The sequence below is a fragment of the Leifsonia sp. EB41 genome, from assembly GCF_041262565.1.
Lineage (GTDB): Bacteria > Actinomycetota > Actinomycetes > Actinomycetales > Microbacteriaceae > Leifsonia.
The window spans coordinates 2,783,786-2,808,245 of the sequence record NZ_JBGCCJ010000001.1 but is presented as its reverse complement, the minus strand read 5'-3'; the positions used below and the strand labels follow the sequence as shown (position 1 = coordinate 2,808,245).

Annotated in this window: 28 protein-coding genes and 3 tRNA genes; 10 read left to right on the top strand and 21 right to left on the bottom strand. The window is 67.1% G+C overall.

Going from position 1 to position 24,460, the window contains the following annotated elements:
- Positions 1–36 precede the first annotated feature (36 nt).
- The 12 genes from ABH923_RS13955 to ABH923_RS13900 all read right to left on the bottom strand — a co-directional run bounded on the left by ABH923_RS13955 (position 37) and on the right by ABH923_RS13900 (position 10,460).
- Positions 37–504, bottom strand: a complete 468-nt coding sequence (locus ABH923_RS13955) for a hypothetical protein (RefSeq protein ID WP_370055977.1) — start codon at positions 502–504, stop codon at positions 37–39.
- On the bottom strand, positions 501–902 hold the full coding sequence (locus tag ABH923_RS13950; RefSeq protein ID WP_370055976.1) for a hypothetical protein: 402 nt from the start codon (positions 900–902) through the stop codon (positions 501–503). Before ABH923_RS13950 ends, ABH923_RS13955 begins: the two co-directional genes overlap by 4 nt.
- Positions 902–2,707, bottom strand: coding sequence for a type IV secretory system conjugative DNA transfer family protein (locus ABH923_RS13945; protein WP_370055975.1), 1,806 nt, complete (start codon positions 2,705–2,707; stop codon positions 902–904). Before ABH923_RS13945 ends, ABH923_RS13950 begins: the two co-directional genes overlap by 1 nt.
- Entirely contained in the window at positions 2,704–4,152 is a 1,449-nt protein-coding gene (locus tag ABH923_RS13940; protein WP_370055974.1) for an ATP-binding protein, read from the bottom strand. Before ABH923_RS13940 ends, ABH923_RS13945 begins: the two co-directional genes overlap by 4 nt.
- 5 nt (positions 4,153–4,157) lie before the next feature.
- Entirely contained in the window at positions 4,158–5,690 is a 1,533-nt protein-coding gene (locus tag ABH923_RS13935; protein ID WP_370055973.1) for an SCO6880 family protein, read from the bottom strand.
- A gap of 3 nt (positions 5,691–5,693) precedes the next feature.
- Entirely contained in the window at positions 5,694–6,737 is a 1,044-nt protein-coding gene (locus ABH923_RS13930) for a hypothetical protein (RefSeq protein WP_370055971.1), read from the bottom strand.
- Positions 6,738–6,742: 5 nt separating this feature from the next.
- The gene (locus ABH923_RS13925) at positions 6,743–7,066 is read right to left on the bottom strand and encodes a hypothetical protein (protein ID WP_345840015.1); all 324 of its coding nucleotides are present in this window, start codon (positions 7,064–7,066) and stop codon (positions 6,743–6,745) included.
- Positions 7,063–7,224: a hypothetical protein gene (locus tag ABH923_RS13920; protein WP_345840016.1), complete on the bottom strand. Its 162-nt coding sequence runs from the start codon at positions 7,222–7,224 to the stop codon at positions 7,063–7,065. Before ABH923_RS13920 ends, ABH923_RS13925 begins: the two co-directional genes overlap by 4 nt.
- Before the next feature lie 6 nt (positions 7,225–7,230).
- Positions 7,231–7,743 carry a hypothetical protein gene (locus tag ABH923_RS13915; protein WP_370055970.1) on the bottom strand — a complete coding sequence of 171 codons (513 nt, stop codon included), beginning with the start codon at positions 7,741–7,743 and terminating at the stop codon, positions 7,231–7,233.
- Positions 7,744–7,968: 225 nt separating this feature from the next.
- The gene (locus ABH923_RS13910) at positions 7,969–9,069 is read right to left on the bottom strand and encodes a hypothetical protein (RefSeq protein WP_370055969.1); all 1,101 of its coding nucleotides are present in this window, start codon (positions 9,067–9,069) and stop codon (positions 7,969–7,971) included.
- Complete coding sequence (locus ABH923_RS13905) at positions 9,066–9,812, bottom strand: RNA polymerase sigma factor (RefSeq protein WP_370055968.1); 747 nt, start codon at positions 9,810–9,812, stop codon at positions 9,066–9,068. Before ABH923_RS13905 ends, ABH923_RS13910 begins: the two co-directional genes overlap by 4 nt.
- A 489-nt stretch (positions 9,813–10,301) precedes the next feature.
- Entirely contained in the window at positions 10,302–10,460 is a 159-nt protein-coding gene (locus ABH923_RS13900; protein WP_345840020.1) for a hypothetical protein, read from the bottom strand.
- 141 nt (positions 10,461–10,601) lie between these two features.
- Between ABH923_RS13900 and ABH923_RS13895 the strand changes: the two genes are divergently transcribed.
- Together ABH923_RS13895 and ABH923_RS13890 are read left to right on the top strand one after the other, a co-directional pair.
- Positions 10,602–11,201: a helix-turn-helix domain-containing protein gene (locus ABH923_RS13895; RefSeq protein WP_370055967.1), complete on the top strand. Its 600-nt coding sequence runs from the start codon at positions 10,602–10,604 to the stop codon at positions 11,199–11,201.
- 2 nt (positions 11,202–11,203) lie between these two features.
- Positions 11,204–12,319 carry a tyrosine-type recombinase/integrase gene (locus tag ABH923_RS13890; RefSeq protein ID WP_370055966.1) on the top strand — a complete coding sequence of 372 codons (1,116 nt, stop codon included), beginning with the start codon at positions 11,204–11,206 and terminating at the stop codon, positions 12,317–12,319.
- A gap of 207 nt (positions 12,320–12,526) precedes the next feature.
- Here ABH923_RS13890 and ABH923_RS13885 read toward each other — a convergent pair whose 3' ends face one another.
- A complete protein-coding gene (locus ABH923_RS13885; RefSeq protein ID WP_370055965.1) occupies positions 12,527–13,060 on the bottom strand; it encodes a hypothetical protein in 534 nt (177 codons plus the stop codon).
- A gap of 205 nt (positions 13,061–13,265) precedes the next feature.
- Here ABH923_RS13885 and ABH923_RS13880 point away from each other — a divergent pair, with 205 nt between their 5' ends.
- The 3 genes from ABH923_RS13880 (at position 13,266) to ABH923_RS13870 (ending at position 15,284) form a co-directional block, all read left to right on the top strand.
- Positions 13,266–13,655 carry a hypothetical protein gene (locus tag ABH923_RS13880; protein ID WP_370055964.1) on the top strand — a complete coding sequence of 130 codons (390 nt, stop codon included), beginning with the start codon at positions 13,266–13,268 and terminating at the stop codon, positions 13,653–13,655.
- Between the two features lie 385 nt (positions 13,656–14,040).
- Complete coding sequence (locus ABH923_RS13875) at positions 14,041–14,709, top strand: hypothetical protein (protein ID WP_370055963.1); 669 nt, start codon at positions 14,041–14,043, stop codon at positions 14,707–14,709.
- Positions 14,709–15,284 (top strand): RES domain-containing protein, encoded by a 576-nt coding sequence (locus ABH923_RS13870; protein ID WP_370055962.1) that lies wholly within the window; start codon positions 14,709–14,711, stop codon positions 15,282–15,284. Before ABH923_RS13875 ends, ABH923_RS13870 begins: the two co-directional genes overlap by 1 nt.
- Positions 15,285–15,423: 139 nt before the next feature.
- Here ABH923_RS13870 and ABH923_RS13865 read toward each other — a convergent pair.
- From ABH923_RS13865 to ABH923_RS13855, 3 genes are all read right to left on the bottom strand, one after another.
- Positions 15,424–15,497: transfer RNA gene (locus ABH923_RS13865), tRNA-Met, on the bottom strand.
- Between the two features lie 31 nt (positions 15,498–15,528).
- Positions 15,529–15,600, bottom strand: a tRNA-Thr gene (locus ABH923_RS13860).
- Positions 15,601–15,728: 128 nt separating this feature from the next.
- Positions 15,729–16,685, bottom strand: coding sequence for an aldo/keto reductase (locus tag ABH923_RS13855; protein ID WP_370055961.1), 957 nt, complete (start codon positions 16,683–16,685; stop codon positions 15,729–15,731).
- A 110-nt stretch (positions 16,686–16,795) separates the two neighbouring features.
- On the opposite strand from ABH923_RS13855, the gene ABH923_RS13850 reads away from it, so the two are divergent.
- Together ABH923_RS13850 and ABH923_RS13845 are read left to right on the top strand one after the other, a co-directional pair.
- Positions 16,796–17,674, top strand: coding sequence for a pentapeptide repeat-containing protein (locus ABH923_RS13850; protein WP_370055960.1), 879 nt, complete (start codon positions 16,796–16,798; stop codon positions 17,672–17,674).
- 204 nt (positions 17,675–17,878) lie between these two features.
- Complete coding sequence (locus ABH923_RS13845; RefSeq protein ID WP_370057371.1) at positions 17,879–19,615, top strand: glycoside hydrolase family 13 protein; 1,737 nt, start codon at positions 17,879–17,881, stop codon at positions 19,613–19,615.
- Between the two features lie 97 nt (positions 19,616–19,712).
- Here the strand turns inward: ABH923_RS13845 and ABH923_RS13840 are convergent, their stop codons facing one another.
- From ABH923_RS13840 to ABH923_RS13830, 3 genes are all read right to left on the bottom strand, one after another.
- A complete protein-coding gene (locus ABH923_RS13840) occupies positions 19,713–20,495 on the bottom strand; it encodes a M23 family metallopeptidase (RefSeq protein ID WP_370055959.1) in 783 nt (260 codons plus the stop codon).
- Positions 20,496–20,548: 53 nt separating this feature from the next.
- Complete coding sequence (locus ABH923_RS13835; protein ID WP_370055957.1) at positions 20,549–21,361, bottom strand: inositol monophosphatase family protein; 813 nt, start codon at positions 21,359–21,361, stop codon at positions 20,549–20,551.
- 96 nt (positions 21,362–21,457) lie between these two features.
- A tRNA-Tyr gene (locus ABH923_RS13830) sits at positions 21,458–21,539 on the bottom strand.
- A gap of 97 nt (positions 21,540–21,636) precedes the next feature.
- Between ABH923_RS13830 and ABH923_RS13825 the strand changes: the two genes are divergently transcribed.
- Entirely contained in the window at positions 21,637–22,257 is a 621-nt protein-coding gene (locus ABH923_RS13825; protein ID WP_370057370.1) for an ATP-dependent Clp protease proteolytic subunit, read from the top strand.
- A gap of 21 nt (positions 22,258–22,278) precedes the next feature.
- Here ABH923_RS13825 and ABH923_RS13820 read toward each other — a convergent pair whose 3' ends face one another.
- Positions 22,279–22,605 (bottom strand): helix-turn-helix domain-containing protein, encoded by a 327-nt coding sequence (locus tag ABH923_RS13820; RefSeq protein ID WP_370055956.1) that lies wholly within the window; start codon positions 22,603–22,605, stop codon positions 22,279–22,281.
- Positions 22,606–22,750: 145 nt separating this feature from the next.
- On the opposite strand from ABH923_RS13820, the gene ABH923_RS13815 reads away from it, so the two are divergent.
- Together ABH923_RS13815 and ABH923_RS13810 are read left to right on the top strand one after the other, a co-directional pair.
- Entirely contained in the window at positions 22,751–22,894 is a 144-nt protein-coding gene (locus ABH923_RS13815) for a hypothetical protein (protein WP_370055955.1), read from the top strand.
- An 84-nt stretch (positions 22,895–22,978) separates the two neighbouring features.
- Entirely contained in the window at positions 22,979–23,467 is a 489-nt protein-coding gene (locus tag ABH923_RS13810; protein ID WP_370055954.1) for a YajQ family cyclic di-GMP-binding protein, read from the top strand.
- Here ABH923_RS13810 and ABH923_RS13805 read toward each other — a convergent pair.
- A complete protein-coding gene (locus ABH923_RS13805) occupies positions 23,373–24,455 on the bottom strand; it encodes an alpha/beta hydrolase (protein ID WP_370055953.1) in 1,083 nt (360 codons plus the stop codon). The two genes, ABH923_RS13810 and ABH923_RS13805, sit on opposite strands and share 95 nt — an antisense overlap.
- Positions 24,456–24,460: the final 5 nt, after the last annotated feature.

Here is a 24,460-nt window from a genome sequence, read left to right as displayed (position 1 = left end):
CGGTCGCGGGACGACGTCGTCGTTACGCGCATCCGCCTAACTGGCGTGAGAGGTATGGATCCAGTCGGCCCAGTCGGTCGCGATGGCGGTGTCGATGGCATGCGGGAGTTCCGTGTGTCCGTTGTGGCATTCGCCGTTGTACCAACCGGCAAGACGTGGGAGGGCGGCGGCGAGGCGTTCGTGCCAGCCGATGGGTCCGTAACCAGCGTCGAGGGCGTCGTACGAGACGAGCCAGGCGGTGTGGAGTGCAGAGAGCTCTTCGACGAGGGCGCCGTGCCGGTGCCAGCACGGCGGGATCTTCCGAGAGGGAAGGTCGTACCGACGGATGAACCAAGTCACCCAGTGGCGGAGGTCCGTCCACACCTGGGGTGCGTCGCCGTCTTCGAGGGTGCGCCAGTTGACGACGGCGACGCCGAGCATCCCGGGGCTGCGCCTGGGGGCTTGGTCGTCCCAGCCTTCGGGGAGCGAGTCGAGGAGTTCCTCGATTCGCGGCTTGTCGGTCACGGCCACTCCGATGCTTCGATGAAGCGGGCGATCTTGGCCTGGAGGCGGGAGATGGCCTGGGTGGAGGCGGTACGGCGGGAGACGAATCCGGAGAGCGCGCGGTCGCGGTCGATGAGCTGGTGGACGTATTCGTGGCAGCGCGGGTGCAGGGCGGTGAGGTCTTCGTGGCGTTCGTGCGCGGCCCAACCGCGTGGGGTCTGGCTGACGCCGTTGTAGTCGAGGTGGTGGAGTTCGAGGGTGTGGGTGCTACCGATCCCGAGGCAGAGTGCGCAGCGGACCTCGCCAGCGCGTGTGTGCTCTTCGGTGAACCAGCGGTCACGGCGCGCGAACCAGGCCGGCGAGTGGAGATAGCGGGTGCGGTAGGTGTTGGCCCGGGCTGGGCGACGACGGTTGGACATCAGTTCCGCTCCTCTGCTGCGTGCCGACGATCGACGGCGGCTTGGTACTGTTTGGCGAACACGACCTGCTGGTCGAGTTCGGTGAGCTGCTTGCCGGACTTCACCTGGGCCGCGTCCTCGCGGTCGGTCCATCCGCGGAGGTCGAGGAGGATGCCCCGCCGGTTTCGGTAGGCGAGCAGTCCGATGGTTTCGGGCATGCGCCGGATTTCGTCGAGGGCCATGACGGGCACCTTTTCGTTGCTGATGTTGGTGGATGATCCGGAGTCGTTGTACGAGTGGCCGGTGTTGTGGATGCGTCGGCCGCCGAGCAGGGCTTCGATGTCGCGGAGGTGGTCGACGTCGGATGCGCCGCCGAGGAGGAGCTTGGCTGTCGCGGCAGACCAGATCGTGTCGGCTTCGGACCGGGACCAGGCGGTCTCCGCTTGGGACAACGCTTGGAGGACGACGATGGTAGAGATGCCTATACCGCCGCCGTCGGCCATGATCCGCGGCAACGCTGGCCAGGAGAACATGTTCGCGATCTCGTCCAGGATCAAAGCGAGCGGCGGGTCCAGCCGGGAGCCGGGTGAGGCGAGGGCTTTGCGGCGGGCGGTTTCAACGATGTCGTCGAGGATCGCGCCGAGGAATCCGCCGACGGAGCCGGCGCCGGCGCCGGTGCCGACGAGGTAGAGGCTGTTGGATCCGGTTAGAAAGGCGTCGGGGTCGAATTGCTCCCCCGGTCCCGGTGTCATAGCCCTGCGGATGGCGGGAATGGCGAGGGGACGGATGGCGGCAGCGACACCGAACCACGAGTTGGCAAGGAGCTTCTGGTCGCCGTTGATGATCGCATCGAGATCCTCTGACCAGCCCGGCGTGCCTTCATTGGCGAGGACGCTGACAGCTTCGCGCGCGAGGCGGGGGTTGGAGCCCCAGCGGGCGAGGGCCTCGACGCCGCGGCCCGACACCGCGGCCGCGTGCAGCAGTCGGGAGAGCACGGACGAGGAGACCTGTGCCCATTCCTGGTTCGTTTTGGATGCCCCGAGAGCGGTGCCGGCGACGATGGCCTGTCCGCGCTGGTCGGCGACGAGCGGTTCCTCACACCCGGTCACCGGAGAGATGCGAAGCGGCGACCGTACCCCGGATAGTTCCTGCGGGTCGAACACTGTGACATCGCCGAGACGAGCGCGCTCGCGCATCGTGGCTGCGAGGTTGTCGTTACGGGTTGAGGTGGTGATGACCGGCCCGTCCCAGTCGAGGATCGCGTTGATGATGAACCGGTAGCCCTTGCCGGAGCGTGGTGCGCCTTCCACGACGATCGAGTCCTCGATCGACACGTAGACGTCCTGTCCGTGGGCGCTGCCGACCTTCCACCCCGCCGCGGACGGTGTTGGGTAGGCCAACGACGGCCGGAGCGTCCTGGCGCGATGAAGCGCGGTGCGGGCGGAGGTGTGCTTGCGGACCTCACCAGGCTTTGCGAGTCCGTCCCGGCCGCGGAGCTCGTTGATGAAGTGTCGATCCGACTGGCGGTAGTGCAGCCACCAAACAACCGCTGCCGCCACCACGCTGAGAAGGAGAAGGACCGCGAGGACGTCGAGGGCTCGGACCAGGGTCACCGGGGCCGTGCATCCGGCATCGAGGGCGAATCCGCTGGGGTCGCCGCCGATGGCCAATTGGAGGCCCGCGAACACGCTCTCCGGCTGGCCCCCCGCGCCGCACGTTGCGGTGATGGTGGCGCTGGCAATGCCCGTGGTGAGGGCGCCGGCGGCGACGATGGCGAAGAGGCTGTAGAGCGCGAGTTGGGTCCAGGAGGAGCCGTGGTTTCTCATGCTCGTTCACCGCCCATGGCGTCGGTGCGGAAGATGCCGAGTTCGTAGTCGGTGCAAATGTTGCGGACCTTCGCGACCCGGTCCTGGCCGATCTGCCAGAGCCCTTCACCCTTATGAAGTTTGCGGACCAGGTCGGCCTGGGTGTCGTTCCAGCCGAGGATCTCCCGCGACCGCGCGATCTCTCCGGAGTGCTGCGCGTACGAGATCCGGGTCTCGCAGTCAGCGAGGAGCCCGAGCGCGCGGGAGTGGAGGGCGCTGTTGCGGTCACCGAGCGCGTCGAGGTCCGCGACTCGGTGCAGGAGGTACCAGTTGGAGGTTCCGAGGTGCCGGGCGACCTTCTCGTCCTCGACCCTGTCGGCCAGGCCGTCTCCACCGGAGACATCGTTGAGGAGCTCGACCGCGGCTTCTTCGTGGATGATGACCCGAGCTTGCCGGTTCGCACCGAGGCTGGAGCGGCGGATCCAGTTCGCCGTCGCGAGCCGGGCGAGCGCCTGAGCTTCGGGTGATGCGCCTTTCAGGGCGGAGGTGTCGACGACCATCATTGGTGCGTCGGCGTCGAACCGGACGGTGGAGGGTCCGTCGAAGAACCCGGTGAGGTCGCCGGACACCATCCGGCGCAGTGAGTGTGCGAGCCGGTGTCCGGCCTCCGCGACCTCGACCGGGAGCGCATCGTCGGGGTCGACGAGTCGGTTGTAGACGTGGGTAATGGTGACGGTGGACTGCCCGCGGAGGGCGTCAAGTGCGACGTCGAGGGCGGTGTGTTCGACCGGTTCCAGGTTCCCTCCTTCTCGGAGGCGGCGGATGATCGTCTTTACCGTCGCCCGCCGGTATTGGAGCACGTTCTGGTTCCAGTCCTCATCCGAGAACAGCGCATCCCGTGGCCCTTCATCGAGCAGGTTGATCCGGGCCGCTTTACCAGGCCCGACGCTGATGGAGGTGCCCCCGACATAGGCGGCGACACGCACCCACTCACCGTTCGGGTCGTGTGGCACCGCGATCTTCCGCCCCAACCGCGCCAGCCGGGAGGACCAGGACTTCGCCAGCATCGACTTCCCGGTCCCCTTCACTCCGAGGATGGCGACCGAGTGAGAGCGAACGGCCTCGGCGGAATAGGCGTCCCACGGGTCGAAGCAGAACGGCGCACGGGAGAGCAGGTTCTCGCCGATGTACGCCCCGGTGAGGATGTCTCCGGTCTCGGCCAGGAACGGGTACGCGCCGCCGAGGACCTTGGAGCTGCAGCGGTGTGCGGGTGGGGTGGCGCGTAGTGGGCCACGCAGGTTGTGCGGTTGCTTCCACCCCCAGGCCGGCATCTTTGACGCCGGCAACTCCGCGGTCTGCAGCTTCCAGTTCGAGTCCTTATCCGCCGAAGTGGTCTGGCGGTGCCGGCCGTTGGCTCCGGGCTTCTCGTTCGCGGGGATGCGGCCGATGACCATGTTGGGCTTCATCGCACTCACTCCCCTTCCACCGGCACCGGCAACGCCGCGGTCACGAACCCCGCGGCCTGCTGACCGGACATGGACGCCAATACGAGCCGTGCCGGGTGAGAAGCCTGTTCAATGTCCGTGCGGGCCTTGGCGAGGGCGTCCTTGGACTCGGCGGAGATGGTGACGAACCCGCGGTATTGGACGTCGCCGAACCCGTCGACGAGGTCGTGCTCGCGCACTGCCAGGTCCTCCTCCTCGCGGAGGTGAGTGAGCGGGATCCGGGAGGACAGCTTCATCCGGATCGTCGCTGCGGTCTCCATGTCCGACTGGGCTCGATTCAGCTGGGCCAGCGCCTTGTGCGTCGCCACCGGCCGCACCTGCAGGGTGATCACCCGGGTCGCGTCCCCGGCATAGAGGAGCGGTTCGAGGAATCCGGTGCGGACGTCGGTGCGGGGCCATTCGGCGACCCAGAAGGTCTGGTGCCAGGACTCGTCCACCCGCAGCGCATCCCAGCCCTCGTCGATCCCCATCACCGGCGACGGCGCAGTAACCACACTCGAGTCCTGCTCACGGCGGGTGGCCGCGGCCACAGGGTCTGCGGACAGAGCGTTCAGCTCATCGAGCTCATCCGAGGTCAGCCAGCCGGCCGGGGTGAGCCGGGCATGCTCCATCGACGTCTCAATTCCCGCCACCCGCTCCTTGAGCACCGCAGCGAGCCCGGTCAGGCCCTTGCCTGCGTCACGGATGGCGCCGTTGAGGGCAGCGGTGTCGAAGGTGAGGGTGATGTAGTTGGTGAACCCCATCGACCGCTTCGACGCCGCCTGCGTCAACGCCCAATACTCGCCGCGCAGCTCGGCGCTGACCTGGGGATCGAAATCGCCCTCGCGGGCAACGAGGTAGTCCCTCAGCTGGGTGGACGATGCCCGGTCGACGCGGATTCGGATGCTGGTTTCCCGGATGCCGGGCAGGTTCTCCAGGGAGCTGAGCCATTCCACGAAGCCGTCGTAGGCGGCCTCTTGAGTGCCCTTATCGCGGAGCGCCCACGCTTTGGACCCGACCCTGACGGTGACCGAAGCGAGACGCCCGCGGGCGTTGTAGATGAATCCGCCGGCACCGGGGATCTGAACGATCTGCACGTCTCCGAGCGCACCCGGCAGAAGGAACTTGGAGGTCACGACCGGGGTCGCCGCGGCGATCTGTGCATGCCCCACGTTGAGCGAGGCGACGGAGACCCGGAACCAGACGTCGCGGCGGAATACGGTCTGCCCGGCCATGCCCCGCAGGACGTAGCGGGCGGCCTGGGCGACGATCACAATGACGGGTTCGCGTCGGTAGGTGGCGAGCGCGAAGAAGGTGATCGCAGCGATGACCGGCAGCATCACCCACAGTGCGTTCGGGTCCGCGAATAGTGTCCCGAGCAGGATCGCGACGGCGGCGCCGATGACCATGAGCTGCATGAAGGTGAGGCCGAGGAAAATCCCGCGACGCTCGCGGGCTGCGAAGCGGACCCGGGGTGCGCCCTCGTCGGTGATGAGCTGGTCGGCGGTAAAGGTGGTCATGAGTTATCTCCCAACCTTGATGACCCGTGCCGCAGTGCGGACGGGCGCGGAAGCAGTGGAGGCCCGCGAGAACTGGTCGCGGACCGAGAACCGGTGGTGGAGGGCGGTGCCGACTTCGGCTCCCGCGAAGGAGACGAGTTTGGTAGCCCACAGCGGGCTGAACGAGGCGGCGATCACGGCTCCGGCAGCGACGAGGATCACGCCGATGCTGAGGCTGGCCTTCGTCAGCTCGACCGCGAGGAGCACGACGCCCGCCGCTAAGGGTTTGGCGATCAGCAGTCCGACCGAGAGGTTCATCCAGCGTTGCGCCCACGCGGTGAGCTTGGGTTGGCCGATCATCATCAGCCCGATCGGTGCCATCGCGGCAAGGGCGAGGAGTCCGAATTCGCGGATCGACATGGCAATGAACAGGAAGAGGGAGGCGATCATCATCAGTCCGACGACAAGCAGCGCCATGACGTATTCGCCGATGCCTTCAGGGCCTTGGGCACCTTGCTGCGCCATCACGAAGATGACGCCGCCCTGGGTGAATTGGGCACTGTGCATGACTGTGTTGGCGGATTGCTTCGGCAGGTCGAACAGGCCGACCACGCGCAACAGACTCTGGCTGAGGTCGCCGCCTTGGGCCGCGGTCGTAAGACTGCGGGTGACGTTGTCGGTGATGCCGGAGAACTGTTGCATGGCCCACACGCAGATCGCGCTGAAGGGGATGGCGAGTGCTGCACCCGCTGCGGTGCGTCCGATCCGCGCCCAGTCCTGCAGGATCATCGCGATCCCGATCTGGACGAGCGCGATGATCAGGATGACGGGAGCGGTGACGGCCACCCAGAACAGGAACTGCGAGTGGGCAATGCTCCAGCTGCCCTGGTCGATGTTGGTGTTGAACGATCCGGCGATCATCGTGGCGATGAAGTTGCCGAGGTTGACGATGGTGGAGGCCATGAACCCGGCGACGGTTTGCGAGGCTTGGCAGCCGAAATCGGAGACGAAGCATCCGTAGTTCGGCGTGAACGGATCCGGTGGAGCTGCGGCGAGGATGTCGATCATGGTGATCACGCCACGTGCAGCGACTGGCCCCAGTTGATCAGCCCGGCGATGCCGCCGGCGACGGCGACTCCGGCGATGCAGCTGATCAGGCCGACGATGCCGGCCTTCTGGACGCGCCCGTTGCTGGAGATGTGGCCGACGACGATGAACCCGGCCGCAATCAGGCCGCCGATGATGGCGAGGATGAGCACGATCGCGAATACGACGTTGGCAATCGCCTGCAGGGCTCCGACGCCGGGACCCGAGAAGTCCGGGCTCGGGTTCGGTACCGCGGCGACGGTGACGATGCGTGCGTGGACGGTGACCAGGGCTTCGTTGAGTGCGTTCATGATTCGGTGTTCCTCTCATCGGTGCGGTCGGGGGTGGTTGGTTCGTTGGCAGGTGCGTCGTTGAGTCGTTTGGCGGCGAGGTAGCCGGAGGCGGCGATTCCTGCGAGGCAGAGACAGATGATGGCCAGCAGGCCGAGCAGGGTGTTGACGAGGTCCATTGGGGTTCACTCCCCGCTCGCGGTCGAGGCTCGGACAGCGGCTTCCGGGAGGGTCACGAAGAGGTGGGTGGCTTGTCCTTCGGACGGGACGTCGACGGTGAGGACGAGACGGTCGACGCCGGCCGGGAGGTAGAAGGCGGCGGCGAAGGAGCGGCCTTTGTTGTTCTGGATGGTCCAGTCCGTCTTGCCGTGGAAGAGGCCGCCGGGAAGCCACGGCAGTCCGGCGGCTTTCGCAGCGGCAGGTCCGTCGGCGGTGTCCAGGACGGCGGGCTCTGGTCGGCCGTCGAACTGGGTTCCCTTGAGAGTGGTGCCGGTGACGTCCTGGGTGGTCTGGTTGCCTTGCGATGGCTTCCACTCGCCCGTGAGGGTGACCTTCAGGAACAGCACCGGTGTGCTGGCCGGGAAGAGTTCGGCTGCGGTGCCGGGGAGCGTGCATTTGCAGCCGGTCTTGGCGGTGAAGGTGGTGCCGCCGAATACTTCGACCCACACGGTGTCCACGATGCCGTCGGCGATGGGCATGGTCGGATCCGCTGTCGGAGTTGCGGCGGGTGCCACGGTCGTGAAGGAGCGGTCTCGGGCTGGTGCAGCAGGGCTGACGCAGCCGGCCAGGGCCAGGCATGGGAGGAGGGCTGCGAGTGCGATCAGTTTCTTGTTCATCGTGGTTCACCTCGGTTTCGTATGCGCCCTTCACCTACACGTTGTGTGTCGGGGCGAGTTTTGACGCGCAAATCGGAAATTCGTTTCTCAGGGCACCTGGATGTGCTGGTGTGTGCAGGTATCGGGAAAGGCGTCGGTGAAGTTCAGCAGCAGCCCGGTGTGCGCTTTGGCCCGGGCTCGGCAGTCGCTTTGGCCGAGGCTGGATCCGTGCGGGGCGTAAGGGTCCAGGACGTGGATCAGCTGTAGGGAGAGGTCATCGGATCCGGTGAGGGAGCGATGATTGAGGGCGTAGAAGTCGACGGCTTTGCCCTTCCAGTGCGCGGACGCGGTGCCCGCTCCCGGGGTCATGCCGGTGCAGCGTCGGTTGAGGTCGCTCACCCCGACGCTCTGAAAGGCCTGGGCTGCGACGACGATCAGCTGCAGGACACGAGCGTCGACGGTGCACTCCGGGGTGGCGGTGCCGTCGGCCATGTTGATCACTTGCTGCTGGTACCTCGGCTCGAGGAAGGTCAGCTTCCCCACCTGCATGTCGGCGACCAACGCCGCTGCGGCCGCTTTGGCGTCGGCCGGCACCTGGCAGGTGCTCGTGGCGGTGCCGGTCAGGGCGATCAGAACGTGCTGTGCCGGGGTCCAGAACGGTGTGTAGTGGTTCGGGTCCGCGTTGATCTGGACGGCATTGGCCACCAGGGTCGGGGCGGCGGTCTGCCAGTCCGCCACCGCCAGCATCCGTATGTAGAACGCGCCCGCCGCAGTGGCCGGGTCCATGCGCTTTTCGATGCTGCCGTAGCCGACGCCCTGCTGGAAAACGCCGATCGTCGTGTTGTCGACCGCGTCGCCATGGTTCAGGTTGCGAAGCCCGGACTCCCCCATGGCCACCATCAACGCGAGGACCTGACCATGCGGTGGGACGTTCAACTCCTGGCCGACGGTGATGATCGTCGAGGCAACCTTCAACTGGTCCGGCCCATACCCGTCGACGGTTTGACCCGAGGCGACGGCAGGAGCAGACCCGCCGCACGCTCCTCCGGTTCCGGCGGCCGAGCTGGGGCCCATGGCGAGGACCATGGTGACCGGCAGGGCGACAAGCCCCACCGGGACCACCAGCAGGACGACCATCGCGACGATCAGGAGGTTCCGCGTCGTCTTCGGATGGGCGAGCGCCTGGGCCGCGGCTCCGACCCCGATCATGCGGCCTGCTCCTGGCGCATCACGGTGTGGGCGATGTAGACCAGTCGTTTGGCTTGGGCGATCCTTGCTCGGGCCGAGCCGGGGTGGATGTCCAGCTTCTTGGCGATTGCCTCCGAACTGTCGCCGAGCATCCTGGCGACCTCGCGGATGCCGCCCTGATCGGGGATGCACCGTACGATCACCGGTCCGGTCATGGGGAGGTCCGCATCTACAGCTGCGAGAGCAGCGCGAACGGTGCTGGCGGTCAGGAATACCCGATCGCGGATCGTTCGGACGCTGCGAATGGAGAGGTCGCGTTCGAGCCCGACGCGCTCGGCGTCGCCGTCGGCCAGCGCGATCTCGCCCACGACAGCCCAGTCGCGTGGTGGGACGAACTCCGCGACGAGCTTCATCCACCGACCGACGTCGTACCGTTCGATGAGCAGGGTTAGTGCGTCCGGTTGGACGAGGGACTCGAATTGGTCCCAGTGGCCCATGTAGAGCGGGATGTGCCTGCGCAGTTCGTTGCGCAGGACGTTGCGGGCGACACCGAACACGAACGCGTTCGGCGTTCCCGATTTCGGGTCGTAGGTACTGCTGCGGCGCCAGACCGATTCACGGATCTGCTGCATCACATCATCGGGATCCAGCGAGTGCCGTCGTCCAATGCTGTAGACGACGAAACTGCGCAGGGTGTCGACTTCACGGATGAGCTCCGCTATGCGGGCATCCGCCCTGCTGCCGACTTGAATTCCTCCAGCCACGAGATCACAACCTTCCTTGCATGGAGGTGGCTACTGCGAAGGCTCGGGTTCGAGTCCGAGAGGACCCGTCAGAATTCCGTCTTTCCAGCCGCGAGGGTGCGCGGCAGCTCAGCTCGTGAAGGGAGGATGTTCGTACGGATGGGCGTCGCGAATGGAACTCTCGGGGCGACGTCCTCCGCGTTCAGCGATGGAGAGGTGACTTCGACTCTGAAGTTCGGGAGTCTCAGCCACGATGTGTCACCGCTGTCCTGTCTCGAATCGCGAGCCCAGGACCTCGGCAACCGGGGTAAGAATCAGCCGTTCCATCTGGTGCCGCACGCTACCCCCGAACGGGGGTAGTCCGTAGTGACCACGCCGCGGGTTGCTGCCTGTTCTACTGACAGCCTTCGCACTGCAAGTCATCCATCGGATCGATCGTTACGAGATACCCGTCCACGAAGTCCTGGATGACGCCCGGGGTGGACGGCACATCTGGGACGGGCGAACCCGTCACGCCAGCACCGCCGTCCCGGTCTGTACGCTCGCCTCCACCCATGCGATCACCTCCGCCGGCTTGTAGACCACCTGATGTGGCGTGGGCTTGTAGTAGCGCGGACCCTTCCCCTTGTAGCGAAGCTGTGCCAGCGCGGCGACGGACAGTCCCGTCATCTCGGCCACCTCTACAGGCCGAATGTATTCTCCAGTCATCTCATCTTCTCCATTTCGACTAGAAAGGAGCATTGTTTCAGCGGAATTTACGATAGCGCGCTTTCCTTGTTTTGACAATAGACGGGGGTCTATGCTGTTGAAATGGCTGACTTCCGCATCGAGGACAACGTGGGCGCAAGGATCAAGTTCGCGCGTCGGGAGCGAGGATTTCGCACAGCGCGCGAGTTCGCTGACTCGCTCTCTGGAGGCAATGTCACGGCAGCTGTCGTCGAGAACATCGAGTCGGGCCGCAAGGCCGACATCAGCATCACCCAGCTGCTCAATATCGCCCACGGACTCGGCACCCCACCCTCGTATCTGCTGGCGCCTATCGGCAGGCCGAACGCGAAAATGGACCTCCCGAATCTCAACGATGAGCTGGCCGACATGACTGCCGCAGAGTTCGACTGCTGGCTGTCGGCGACCCCGTTGAGTTCGTACCGCCCAAGGTGGGCCGGTGAACGCGTCGACATCGAAGCGCTCGGCTCGCTGCGACAGCTCGGCACCTTCCAGCGTGAGCTCGAACGACTTCGCCTCGTCATGAACGTGCAGTCAGCCTCAGGCGACGCCGACCTCCTCAGGGCGAACAAGGATATCAAGCGCCAGATCGACACCGTCTCGAAGGAGGTCGCCCGGCTGGTCGGCCTGCTTGAGTCCGGCGGATTCGTGGACGTCGCGAGCGAGGACGACGATTCGGAGTAGTCATGGGCAGCATCACCCCGTACGAGTCAGCCGCCGGAAAGCGGTACCGGGTTCGTTACCGCAAGCCCGACCATTCGCAGACCGACAAACGCGGATTCCGGACCAAGCGCGAGGCCGAACTCTTTCTGGCGTCTGTAGAGACCAAGAAGGCCACAGGCGAGTACATCGACCCGACGGCGGCCCGTGCAACCGTCGATCGACTCGGAGCAGCTTGGCTTGCCTCTCGTTCCCACCTGAAGCCATCGTCGGCCTACGTCTATGAATCTGCGTGGCGCCTGCATGTCGAGCCACGTTGGGGCAAAGCGATGATCGGCAACATCCGACACAGCGAGGTCCAGTCATGGATCACCGACCTAAGTGACGGAATCGATGGAGGGAAGCCAAAGTCGCCGACAATTGTTCGGCGAAGCCACGACATCCTCGCCGGCGTCCTCGATACCGCTGTTCGCGACCACCTCATCCCGTCGAACCCGGCGCGCGGCGTCAAGCTGCCGAGGCGCAGATCTCGCGAGCACCGGTACCTAACGAACGAACAGGTGGCCACCCTTCTGCTTGCCTGCGGCGAGCACGCGCCAATCGTGGCGACACTTGCTTACACAGGCCTCCGGTGGGGCGAAGCGTCGGCCCTACGGATTCGCGACGTGGACACAAGCCGCCGACGACTATTGGTCGTTGAAAACGCGGTGTACGTGAATGGATCGATCGTCGTCGGCACACCTAAGACACACGAACGACGTAGTGTGCCATATCCCGAGTTTCTTTCCACGCCCCTCTCGGCAGCGCGCGTTGGAAAGGCACGCGACGATCTTGTCTTCGACGACGGACATGGCGGCTATCAGAAGACCCCGACCATGGCCGTCAACTCATGGTGGGATCGCGCACTCGCAGAGGCAGACCTACCTCCGATGACGATCCATGACCTGCGCCACACAGCCGCTTCGCTTGCCGTGAGCGCCGGCGCAAACGTGAAGGCGGTCCAACGGATGCTCGGCCACGCCTCTGCAGCCATGACGCTCGACACGTACAGCGACCTCTTCGATGACGACCTCGACGCCGTAGCGGCTCGGCTTGACGCTGTCGCGGCGCCAACCGTCGCACGACTTTGGGAACGCTTGTAAGGCACCCGCAGCCAACGAAATCGCACACTGCAATCGCGGCACACCACCGCCCGCATGCGCCCATTCGTCAGTGTCACAGACCATCCCGGGCGACGGACCAATACGACCACCAGAGCCCATCCGGCTGTGTTGGAATCTCGTGCCTACGTTTTCAACGTCTGGGCATAATTTGGGGTGAATGCAGAGCGCCCTTGGTGGTCCGGCCGTTTACTCGATCTTGAATTTGGAACGCGCAAAGTAGCCGTCGAAATCGCGGCCTCCGTCGAGGTCATCGATCAGGCGCGCGAGGTCGTATTCCGCGCGGGTCGTGTAGTGCTCGTAGCTGCCCGAGGTCGCCGGTTCTCCGAATGACTTGCCATCGATGCGCCTGCTATGGGCGACTGGCAATGTAGCTCTTGAACCGTCTACGCTCACCAGCATTTCCCTTTCCACGACGGCATCGCGGTAGAAGAGGTCGACCCAGAAGGTGTGCACGTTGGGGTCCGCGAACAGCTGAGGTTCATTCCAGGGGTAGAACTCCTTCTCGTCGCGCATTCGTCGCATACCCCACTCAAGTGCGACATCAATGTCAGACCGAAGCACGGCCCGTCGCGTGTGGGACTCCACGCCGGTGATGCTTGCCTGGCCGCTACCTGAGGATGAAACCTCGAATGAGTGGTGGAAAATCGGGTAGTCCGTAATGACGTGCCAATGACTGGCATCGGTGTCCGAAATGATTTGCAAAATCTCGTCTAGTCGCATTGCCTCAGCATTCCAGAGAGCTCTGACACAGCGAAGGCACTCCGCTAGCGTCGGGCCATGATCGACTGGCCGAACCTGCTGGCCGGCGCCGTCCTCGCTTTTCTCTTGGGCGCGCTCTTCTCGTTCGGCTTCTTACCGCTCGAGCGCGCCAAAGGAAAAGCGAGAAGCACACGCGGAATGGCTAACTGCGGCCAGCGAGCTCGAGTTGCTGATCTGGAACCCGGAGACAACCTCAGCGGTGTTTTTCACCGCGACCACACGGTTGCCACTCGACCCCATGCGGCGACTTCTCGGCCCCGACGACTTCCGCCTTCTGAACGGCGTGCAGGGCGCGTTTGACAATGCCGAGGGGATAGCGCAGCTCGCCACTGACGCAGCAGGCAAGCAGCGGCTTGCGCAGGGGCTCGACGCACTTAGGACCGCTTGTGTCGAGTTCTCCAACCGGGTGCGCCTGGTCAAGAGCGAGCAACACACACGCCTGGTTCACCGGGAGGCACGACGGCAGCTCCGAACGGACCTACTCCGCCATCCGGTCCAAATCATGAAGCGCGAATGGCACAATCGCAAGACGCGCCAGACTCAGCAGGACGGCTAGCGCGGAGGGGCAATGAGGGATGGTCGCTCTCGGGAGGCATTCGACCCAATCTCGGCCCCTTTTGACTTCTAATCGGACCCCATCGGGACCGTTTCCTCGACATGCTTCCTGGTATCTCCCGGGGTGGCGGTTCCCCGGAGGGAGAGAACGACCGGTACACACGGTCGTTCGCAGGGCCAGCCGTCCAAGTCGGTGACGCCCATACCCTTCGTGACCTCGACCATCGACATTCGGTTGCCCGGCCGGATCGGTTACGCACATCGTGAGCACCCCTGAAAGGGCTAACCCGCTAACGCCGCGGCAGCGCAGCACTACGCGTATTGACCCCGCTTCGAACCCAAAACTCCCATACCCTACACAGTTGTAGGGCGCTATTGTGGACGTTATGACTGACAAAACCTCAACCGGCGAGGCGGTTTCCTCCGAGAAGAGTCCTGCAGGTGGGAAGGTTGGCCGAGTCTATAAAGTCCTCAAGCTCGGTTCTACCGAAGCGAAGATCTACGGACCCATCGACGGAAAAGTCACACTCAGAGCGGAAGGCGGCTCCGGCGAGATTCAGCTACCGAAGGGCGTCGACGTGGTGGTCAAGGCGCTCGGACCCGCGGGCCGCGTCCTTGCAGTCGAGTCAGTGACGCTGCCCGACGCTGTGCCCGGCATCAAGGTGTCAAACCATCTGTTGGCGTTCAAGAAGCCAGTGACCGGCGACCAGCCGGTTCGGGTGCTTCCCCAAGCACAGGAACGCGCGAACTTCCTCATCGAGACGCTCGGCGGAGCAAGCGCCCTGGCCGAGCTTCTCGACGTCTCCCGTAGCCAGCCCGGCCGATGGAAGACCGGTGCTGAATCGCCTAGCCCTGAAATGAGCTCGGTCCTAATCGACTTGGACTATGTCATGGCGAAGGCGTCGCTTATCTGGGAGCCCGCCGTCGCCCGCCAATGGCTCCTCGGAACCGAGCCGTTCCTCGACGGCGCCCGTCCAATCGACGTGCTCCGCACACGTGGGAGCAGCGAAGTTATCGACGCCCTCGAGTCGGTCCTCGCTGGCGCCTTCGCCTGATGTTCGTCTACCGCGTCATCGCGTACGACCCTGCCGCGAAGGCAGGCAACTCTGGCAGTCCGACGTACGTTTACCCTCGCCAGACATCGGGCCGGTGGGACAACTTCCCCGAGTACATGACTATCTATGTGTCCTCGTCAGCGGAGGCAGCGATAGGTGAAACATTCGGACGACACCCCGAGTGGGGCGACTCCATGCTCGACGTGCGGTTCACGCCCGGCGCGCGTTACGCGCTCGCCCGCTACTCGATGAACGACGACACTCCCATTGTCACTCTCGACGATGCTGCAACGCTATTGAGTCGCGGCATGCGACCAACGCAGGTCGTCATCCGAAACGTGCCTTACACCCAGTCTGTCGCGCTCAACATCTTCCGAGAACGAGCCGCGTCCGGCGAGCGCCGTTGGGCGGGAATCTCGTGGTGGTCCTTCTGGAAACCAATTTGGCCAGTCACGGCCGTCTGGTTCGAGAAGCACGAAGACTTTCCCCTCGCCCTCGTCGACGTCGAACCGCTCCATCTCGCGCATCCGGCGATGCTCGAGGCCGCGAAATCGCTCGTTCGGGTCATCGTCTGAGCTTGGGCTAGGTCGGCCAGTCACGAGACCCCTCACAATGACTCGAATCCAAGTGTGGGCAAAATGTGGGCAGATCGCCCCTCCGAGCAGAAAACGGCGGCTGATCATCAGCCGCCGTTCCCAGTGTTTTCAAGCTATGTAGCGAGGGCGGGACTCGAACCCGCGACACCACGATTATGAGCCGTGTGCTCTAACCACCTGAGCTACCCCGCCGTAGCCTCCCGGTGTCGCGACCGGGAGACGGAGCCCCCTGTGGGAATCGGACCCACTACCTCTTCCTTACCAAGGAAGTGCTCTACCAATGAGCTAAGGGGGCGAAGCCGGGCATCCGGAAGGGTCCGGGCCGTTTTCGGCAACCGTACGAGGATACCATCCCCGCGAGGGTGCTTCGTACCACCCGGACCTCCGGATCGACGCGCTGATCACGCCCGGATCACGCCGGAATCACGCGGCCTTGGCGGCCTCCGAGGCGCCGTCGAGCGCGTCCAGCTCGTCCGCCGTCAGCACGAGGTCCACCGAGGCCAGGAGGTCGGGGAGCTGCTCCAGCGTGCGGGCGCTCGCGATCGGCGCGGTGATGGTCGGCTGGGCCGCGAGCCAGGCGAGCGCGGTGGTGGCGACCGAGACGCCGTGCGCGGCGGAGACCTCGTCCAGGACGGCGAGCACGCTCCGGCCGGTCTCGTCCAGGTACTTGGCGGCGCCGCCGGCGCGGGGGCTGTCGACGGTCACGCCGTCGCGGTACTTGCCGGTCAGGAAGCCCGCTGCGAGCGCGAAGTACGGCATCACCCCGAGGCCCTCGCGCTCGACGATCGGGCGGTACTTCTCCTCGTAGGCGCGCTCGACCAGGTTGTAGTGCGGCTGCAGAGCGACCGCGCGGTGGAGGCCCTCGCGCTCGGTGATTGCGAACCACTCTTCGATGCGCTCCGGGGAGTAGTTCGAGATGGCGATGTGGCGGACCTTGCCCGCGTCCACGAGGCCCGAGAGTGCGGCTACGGTCTCCTCCAGCGGCACCGACTGGTCGTCGAAGTGCGCGTAGTAGAGGTCGATGTAGTCGCTCTGCAGGCGCTCGAGGGAGGCGTCGGCGGCGCGGCGGACGTTCTCAGCGGCAAGGCCCTTGAAGTCGGGGTGCTGGCTGACCTTGGTCGCGAGCACGACGTCGTCGCGTCGGCCGCGGGCCGCGAACCACTCGCCGAGGATGCGCTCCGAGTCGCCGCCGGTGTTGCCCGGCACCCAGGCCGAGTAGCCGTCCGCGGTGTCCACGAAGTTGCCGCCCGCAGCCGTGTAGGCGTCGAGCACAGCGAAGGACGTGTCGCGGTCGGCCGTCCAGCCGAAGACGTTTCCGCCCAGTGAGAGAGGGAAGACCTGGAGGTCGGAGGTTCCGATGGCGCGGCGCGGTGAAGTCATTCCGTGTTCCTTTCGTGGCTGTCCTTCCACGCTAACGCGGGGTCCCCGTGGCTATTCCGAATGTGTCCGAAGATGTGGAGAGGTCACACGCGCGGCCCTACTGTGGAGGAATGTCCCCCGCCCTCGCCTCCGAGCGCACTCTCGCCGCCGACTGCGCCTCCTGCTCGGGGCTCTGCTGCGTCGCGCTCGCCTTCGCACGCTCCGCGGACTTCGCGTTCGACAAGCCGGCCGGCGAGGAGTGCGTGAACCTGGAGGACGGCTTCGGCTGCCGCATCCACCCGCAGCTCCGCGAACGCGGCTTCAAGGGCTGCACGGTGTTCGACTGCTTCGGCGCCGGCCAGCTCGTCACGAGGCACACCTTCGGCGGCAGGTCGTGGCGCGACGACGCGGGCGTCCGCGCCGAGATGTTCGCGGTGTTTCCGATCGTCCGCCAGCTCCACGAGCTGCTCTGGTACCTCCGCGAGGCCATCGCGATGCCGGCCGCGGCGTCCCTCCACGACGCGTTGCGCGCATCCTGGGGCGAGGTCACGGCGGCGGCCGATGCGGCCCCCGCGCTCATCCTGGAGCTCGACGTCGACGAGCTCCGCGCCCCCGCGGCGTCCCTGCTCCGGGAGGCCTCCCGGCTGACCCGCGACGCGGCGCGCGACGCCGCGACCCACGAGTCCCGCCCCGCCTCCACCCCGCTCCGCATCAAGCGCTCACGCCTCTCCCCCGGAGCCGACCTCCTCGGAGCGGACCTGCGCGGCGCGGACCTCCGCGGCGCCGAACTGCGTGGCGCCCTCCTGATCGGCGCCGACCTCCGCGACGCCGACCTGACCGCCGCCGAGCTCATCGGCGCCGACCTCCGCGATGCGCGGCTCGACGGCGCCATCCTCGACGGCGCCATCTACCTCACGCAGCCCCAGGTGGACGCGGCACGAGGGGATGACGGCACCCGCCTGCCCGCCGCCCTCCACCGCCCGTCGCACTGGCGCACCGCGTCGCGCTGAGCCGCACGCCCCTCCCGTTCACCTCGCGGAACCCGTCACACAAGCCCGCACTCAGTCGAGGGGGCTAGCATTGCTGCCAGCGCCGACGTCGGCGCGCCGATCCCGGTGCCGCAAGCGGCGGCGTGCGAGGAACGATGGCGCCCCCCCGATCGTTCCCGCCACGCGTGCGCGCAGCGACTCCCCGTCCTGAAGCCAAGACAGGTGATCCCCATTACTTCCGAATCCTCCCGCACGCTCTCGCCCAGTACTCCCGGCCGTGAGTGGTGGCGCTCCGCCGTCATCTACCAGGTGTACCCGCGCTCCTTCGCGGACGCCGACGGCGACGGGATGGGCGACCTCAACGGCATCACCAGCCGCCTCCCCGCGCTCCGCGCCCTGGGCGTCGACGCTGTCTGGCTGTCGCCGTTCTTCACGTCGCCCCAGAACGACGCCGGCTACGACGTGGCCGACTACCGCGACGTCGACCCCAGCTTCGGTACGCTCGCCGACTTCGACACGATGCTGGAGACCGCGCACGGCCTCGGGCTGCGCGTCATCATCGACATCGTCCCCAACCACTCGTCGAGCGACCACGTCTGGTTTCAGGAGGCCCTCGCCTCGGCCCCCGGCAGCCCGGAGCGCGCCCGCTACCTGTTCCGCGACGGCAAAGGCGTGAACGGCGACGAGGCTCCCAACAACTGGGAGTCCATCTTCGGCGGCCCCGCCTGGACCCGCATCACCGAAGCCGACGGCACCCCCGGCCAGTGGTACCTCCACCTGTTCGACAAGTCGCAGCCCGACTTCGACTGGGAGAACCCCTGGGTGCGGGAGCAGTTCCGTGGCGTCCTGCGGTTCTGGCTGGATCGCGGCGTCGACGGCTTCCGCGTGGACGTCGCCCACGGCATGATCAAGGAGGCCGGCCTCCCCGACTACACCCCGCCCGCGAACGCCGGCAGCATGGGCGGCGGCGCGATCGCGACCACGACCGGCGGCATCGTGCTGGAGCCGCAGATCAGCGCGCACGCCGAGGGCGAGCCCGTCACGCCGCCGTACTTCGGACAGGACGGCGTCCATGACATCTACCGCGACTGGCACACGGTGCTCGACGAGTACGAGGGCGACCGCGTGCTCTGCGGCGAGGCCTGGGTGGAGCCCATGGAGAAGCTCGCCAACTGGGTCCGCCCCGACGAGATGCAGCAGACCTTCAACTTCGGCTACCTGGAGACGCCGTGGGACGCGGTCGCGCTCCGCGCGGTGATCGACCGTTCGATCGCGGTGTTCGGCAGCGTCGGCGCCCCGAGCACCTGGGTGCTCTCCAACCACGACGTCGTCCGGCACGCCACCCGGCTGGCCCTGACCGGCGACAACCCCCAAGGTCACGGCATCGGCCCGAAGTCCACCGGCATCCCTGACCCGGCCTTCGCCCTGCGCCGCGCCCGCGCCGCGACCGCCCTCATGCTCGCGCTCCCCGGCTCGGCGTACCTGTACCAGGGTGAGGAGCTCGGCCTCCCGGAGGCCATCGACCTCCCCGACGACGCCCGCCAGGACCCCACCTGGTTCCGGACGAACGGCGAGCGCTACGGCCGCGACGGCTGCCGCGTGCCGATCCCCTGGGAGGGAACCGACCCGTCCTACGGTTTCGGCCCGGGCCCGAAGAGCTGGCTGCCGCAGCCCGCGACCTGGGCGGAGTACACCCGCTCGTCGCAGGAGGGGGTGCCCGGCTCGACGCTGACCATGTACCAGGAGGCACTGGCAGCTCGCCGCGAGCACGACCTCGCGTTCGGCGAGCTGCAGTGGTCGAACGCCGGCGAGGGCGCGCTGCTGTTCCGCTCGGGCGCGGTCACCGTCGCCGTCAACTTCGGCAAGGCCCCGCTCCCCCTGCCCGAGGGCACCGTCATCCTGGCAAGCGGCCCGCTCCACGACGGCATGCTTCCCCAGGACACCACCGCCTGGCTCATCTGACCCCTGCCGCCAACGGAGGAGATCCACCCCGACCAAGCCCGGGTCTCCTCCGTTGGCTGCTCCCAGCCGGCGTGTCGGCCCGGAACTCCTCCGTTATCTACGCGTTGGCCCGCAGCCACGCCACCGGATCGACCGGCTCCGTGCCGTCCAGCCGAATCTCGAGGTGCAGATGCGGCCCCGTCGACACCCCGGTGTTCCCCACCCTGCCCACGATGTCGGCCACCCGCACCTGCTGACCCTCGGCGACCCGCACCGACCCCGTCTGCATGTGGCAGTACTTGCTGCTGATCAGCCGTCCGTCGATCAGGTGGTCGATCGTGACATTCACGCCGCAGCCGCCGCGGTCGCCGGTCACGACCTCCCGCACCACGCCGTCGGCGATGATCTGGATGGGCACGCCGTCGCCCGGCGCGAAGTCCACCCCGAGGTGGTTCGTGGAGGCCCCCTCGGTCGGTGCGGCGCGCGGCCCGAACCCCGAGGTGATCGGCACGCCAACCGGGAACGGCCACTGGATGGCCCCCGCCGGGTTGTTGCGGAACGTGTCCGCGATCCGCATCGAGCGCAGCGCGGCGAGCTGCTCGCCGGAGGTCGCCGCGCCGCCGTCGCGGACGATGGCCTCCCGCTCCGCCGGAGTGATGCTGTCGAGCGCCTGGACCTCCCGCTCCGTGGCCGGAGCGCCGGAGAACGGGGCCGAGGCGGTGCGCGCACGGACCTGGTCCTCGGTCAGGAGCGCCATCGCCGGGACCGTGGTCGCGACCGCGATCCCGAGGACCGAGAGCATCGCGAGCGTGCTCACCCCGCGGCCGAAGCGCGGCTCGCGTGCCCGCTGGGCCGCCTGCTCACGCTGCCGGAGCTCGCGGCGGGTCGGGGTCTGGGGCACCCGACCAAATATAACGAAACGGTAACTGCGTCACCACTCGAGAGGTCTGCCGGTCACTCCCAGCGCTGGTAGTACTCCTGCACCAGCGGGTCGAGCTGCGCGTACAGCCCGGGCGCCGCCGCGAGCAGCAGCGCCTTCCCTGCCGGAGCGCCATCCAGCCCGCCGACCGTCGCCCCCGCCTCCTGCGCAATGAGCGCGCCGGCCGCGTGATCCCACGGGTTCAGCCCGCGCTCGTAGTAGGCGTCGAGCCGCCCGCACGCGACGGAGCACAAGTCGAGGGAGGCCGCCCCGATCCGCCGGACATCGCGCACCCGCGGGATCAGCTCGGTCACGAACGCCGCCTGCTTGCGCCGGATCTCCGGGTCGTACCCGAACCCGGTCCCGACGAGCGCGAGCGGCAACTCCACCCCCTCATTGACCCGGATCGGCTCGCCGTTCAACCGCGCGCCACCTCCCGCGGCCGCCGTGAACACCTCCCCGGTCGACGGATTCACGACCGCCCCGGCCAGCGTCCGCCACGTCGCCGGATCGGGGTCGCCCTCCACGACAGCGACGCTGACCGCCCAGGCCGGGATGTCGTAGAAGTAGTTGACCGTCCCGTCGATCGGGTCGACCACCCAGGTGAGCCCGCTGCTCCCCCGCTCGCCGCCGGACTCCTCCCCGAGGAACCCGTCCCGCGGCCGCGACGCCTCCAGCGCGCCGCGGATCAGGTCCTCGGCCTCCCGGTCGGCGCGCGTGACGATGTCGGTGATGGTCGACTTGGAGGCCGCGATCTCCACCCCGTCCCGCCGCCGCTGCAACGCGAGAGCGGCCGCGCGACGCGCGACGGTGGTGGCGATCTCGAGCAGTTCGTTGGGGGTGGGCATGGGGCAAGCCTGGCACACCGCCGCACAGCGGAGGCTTCTCCGCGTCGCACCGAAACGAAAGAGCCCGGCCGATACGGCCGGGCTCTTTCACATGGGTGGCGAGTGAGGGATTCGAACCCCCGAAGGCTACGCCGGCTGATTTACAGTCAGATCCCTTTGGCCGCTTGGGTAACTCGCCATTCGCGCCGCAAAGGCGCCATGTAAGAATACTCGGCGCGCGCCGCCGAACGAAATCGGCGGCGCCAGGCCCGACGCCGCACGTCTGCCTCCCGCGAATTCGCACACGGCAGAACCACGCGACAAACGCCGACCCCCGGTCGCAGGATGACGCCATGACCACTCCTGAGACCTTCTCCCCCGTGCAGCGGCTGCTGGAGGAGCGCATCGTGTTCCTCGGCACCGAAGTGAACGACGAGTCGGCCGGCGAGGTCTGCGCGCAGCTCCTGCTGCTCGACTCCATCGCCTCCGATCGCGACATCTTCCTCTACATCAACTCGCCGGGCGGCTCCATCACCGCGGGGTTCGCCGTCTACGACACGATGAACTTCGTCCGCGCCGACGTGTCGACCGTCGCGCTGGGCTTCGCGGCCTCGATGGGGCAGTTCCTGCTGTCGTCCGGCGCGCCGGGCAAAAGGTTTGCGCTCCCGAACTCGTCCATCGTGATGCACCAGCCGCACGGAGGCTTCGGCGGCACGAGCGCGGACATCCAGACCCAGGCGAAGCAGATCCTCCACTTCAAGCGCAGGATGGCCGAACTGACCAGCGAGCAGACCGGCAAGACGGTCGAGCAGATCATCGAGGACGGTGACCGCGACCGCTGGTTCACCGCCGACGAGGCCAGGGACTACGGCTTCGTGGACGAGGTCATCGGCTCGACGCGGGCGCTCGCCAGCTGAAGGGCACGGCCCGCAGGAGGCTCAGGCGGCCAGCAGCACCGGCTGCGCGACGTCGGAGACCGCATGCTCGTCCACCGTCGTCGCCGCATGGACCCGCTCCGGGACCAGGCTCAGCACCTCGACGCGCGCGAACTCCGCCACCACCTCCGACAGCAGCTCCCCCTCCGTCACGTCGAGCACGCGGCACAGCGCGGCGAGGATCTCCGACGAGGCCTCCTTGCGGCCGCGTTCGATCTCCGACAGGTACGGGATGCTGATGCGCGAGGTCTCGGAGAGCTCGCGCAGCGTCGCGCCCCGCTCCGTCCGCAACCGGCGGAGCACGGAGCCGATCGCGTGCCGCATCAACATGCCTGAAGCCTAAGCCGGAGGCCCGCGTCCGCGCCGATCGATTTTCGGATTCCGCCCACAGCAGAATTCGCGCGGACCCCCGCGACTTCGCGACACTCCCCGGCTCCTGCCGCCGATGTCGGTGGCCGCGCGCACAATCGGGGGCATGAGAACGGTGGAGATCTGCGAACGATGCGACGGAACCGGCGCCGACCCCCGGCAGCACTCCGAGGAGGTCGCCCTCTGCGTCGAGTGCAACGGCGACGGCTGCCACGTCACCTACTTCGCCGAGCTCCAGCAGACGGCCTGACCACCGCGCGCGACGCGCACCGCCCGTAGACTGGATGCCGTCCGGCCCGCTTCGCCGGACACCTGCGCGGGAAGGAACAGTACAGTGGCAGACTCCTCATTCGACGTCGTCAGCAAGGTCGACAAGATGGAGGCGGACAACGCCGTCAACCAGGCCCGCAAGGAGGTCGAGCAGCGCTACGACTTCAAGAACGTCGGCGCCTCGGTCGAGTGGAGCGGCGAGAAAGTGCTGCTCAAGGGCAACACCGAGGAGCGGGTGAAGGCCGTGCTCGAGGTCCTCGAGTCCAAGTTCATCAAGCGCGGCATCACGCTCAAGTCGCTCGACACCGGCAAGCCGTACCCGTCGGGCAAGGAGTTCCGCATCGAGGTCGGCCTGAAGGACGGCATCGAGCAGGACGCCGCCAAGAAGATCAACAAGCTGATCCGCGACGAGGCGCCCAAGAGCGTCAAGTCGCAGATCCAGGGCGACGAGCTCCGCGTCAGCTCAAAGAGCCGGGACGACCTCCAGGCGACAATGGCCCTCTTGAAAGGCGCCGACCTGGACGTGGCCCTGCAGTTCGTGAACTTCCGCTGAGCGCCCCCCGCAGCCAGCGGGCGACCTGCCCGTAGGCCGCCACGCGCGCCTGCTCCTGCGACAGGAACACGTCGTGCAGCGCGCCGTCGATGCGCGCGATCGTCACGGTCGGCGCGAGCCGCAGTGCGCGCACGGCGATGTCCTGCACCAGCAGCACCACGTCCGAGCTCAGCATGTCCGTCGTCCAGTACGGCAGCAGCGTCGAGCGGGCCGACAGCAGCGTGAGCACAGGGACATCGATCGCGAGTCCCGCCGCGACGCGGGTGTGCCCGGCGAGGATGGCGGTGAGCCAGGCGGGGTGCACCGCGAACCCCCGCACCGGACGCCAGGTCAGGTCGTAGTCCCACTCGCCGTCCAGCGTCCGAGACACCGACCGCGTGTAGAAGCCGAGGTCCACGTTCGGCATGGCGGCCTTCGGCTCCAGCCGGGACTGGAGGTCGACCAGCGGCGCGAGCATCGCCCGGCCGGCCGAGTGCGCCTGGAACTCCAGCCACGGGCTGTTGAGGATGAGCGCCGACGCCCGGCCGGGGTGCCGGTCCGCCCACAGGCTCAGCGTAAGGCCTCCCGTCGAGTGGCCGAGCAGGATCAGCCGGCGGTGCGGGCGCTCGCCCTCCGCGTGGCCCATCGCCCGGAGCGCCGCCTCGATGTCGGCGTCGTAGGTGTCCAGCGAGTCGATGAACCCGGGAGTCTGGCCGGGGCGGAGGCTGCGGCCGTACTTGCGCAGGTCGAGCGCGAAGAACCGCGCGCCCTGGTCGTGCCAGAACCGCGCGAGCCCGGTCTGGAAGAAGTAGTCCGACCAGCCGTGCACGTACAGCACGTCGGTCTCGTCGGCGGGACGGCCCGGCCGGAGGTCGGCCAGGTGCGGCCACGGCTCGTAGCGCACGAGCGTCGCGACGACCTCGCCCTCGGCGTCGTGGCCGAGCGGGAGCGTCGCCTGCTGGAACCCGGCGCCGAGGACGTCGGGGCGCCACTCCACTGGGCCGACCATGCCTC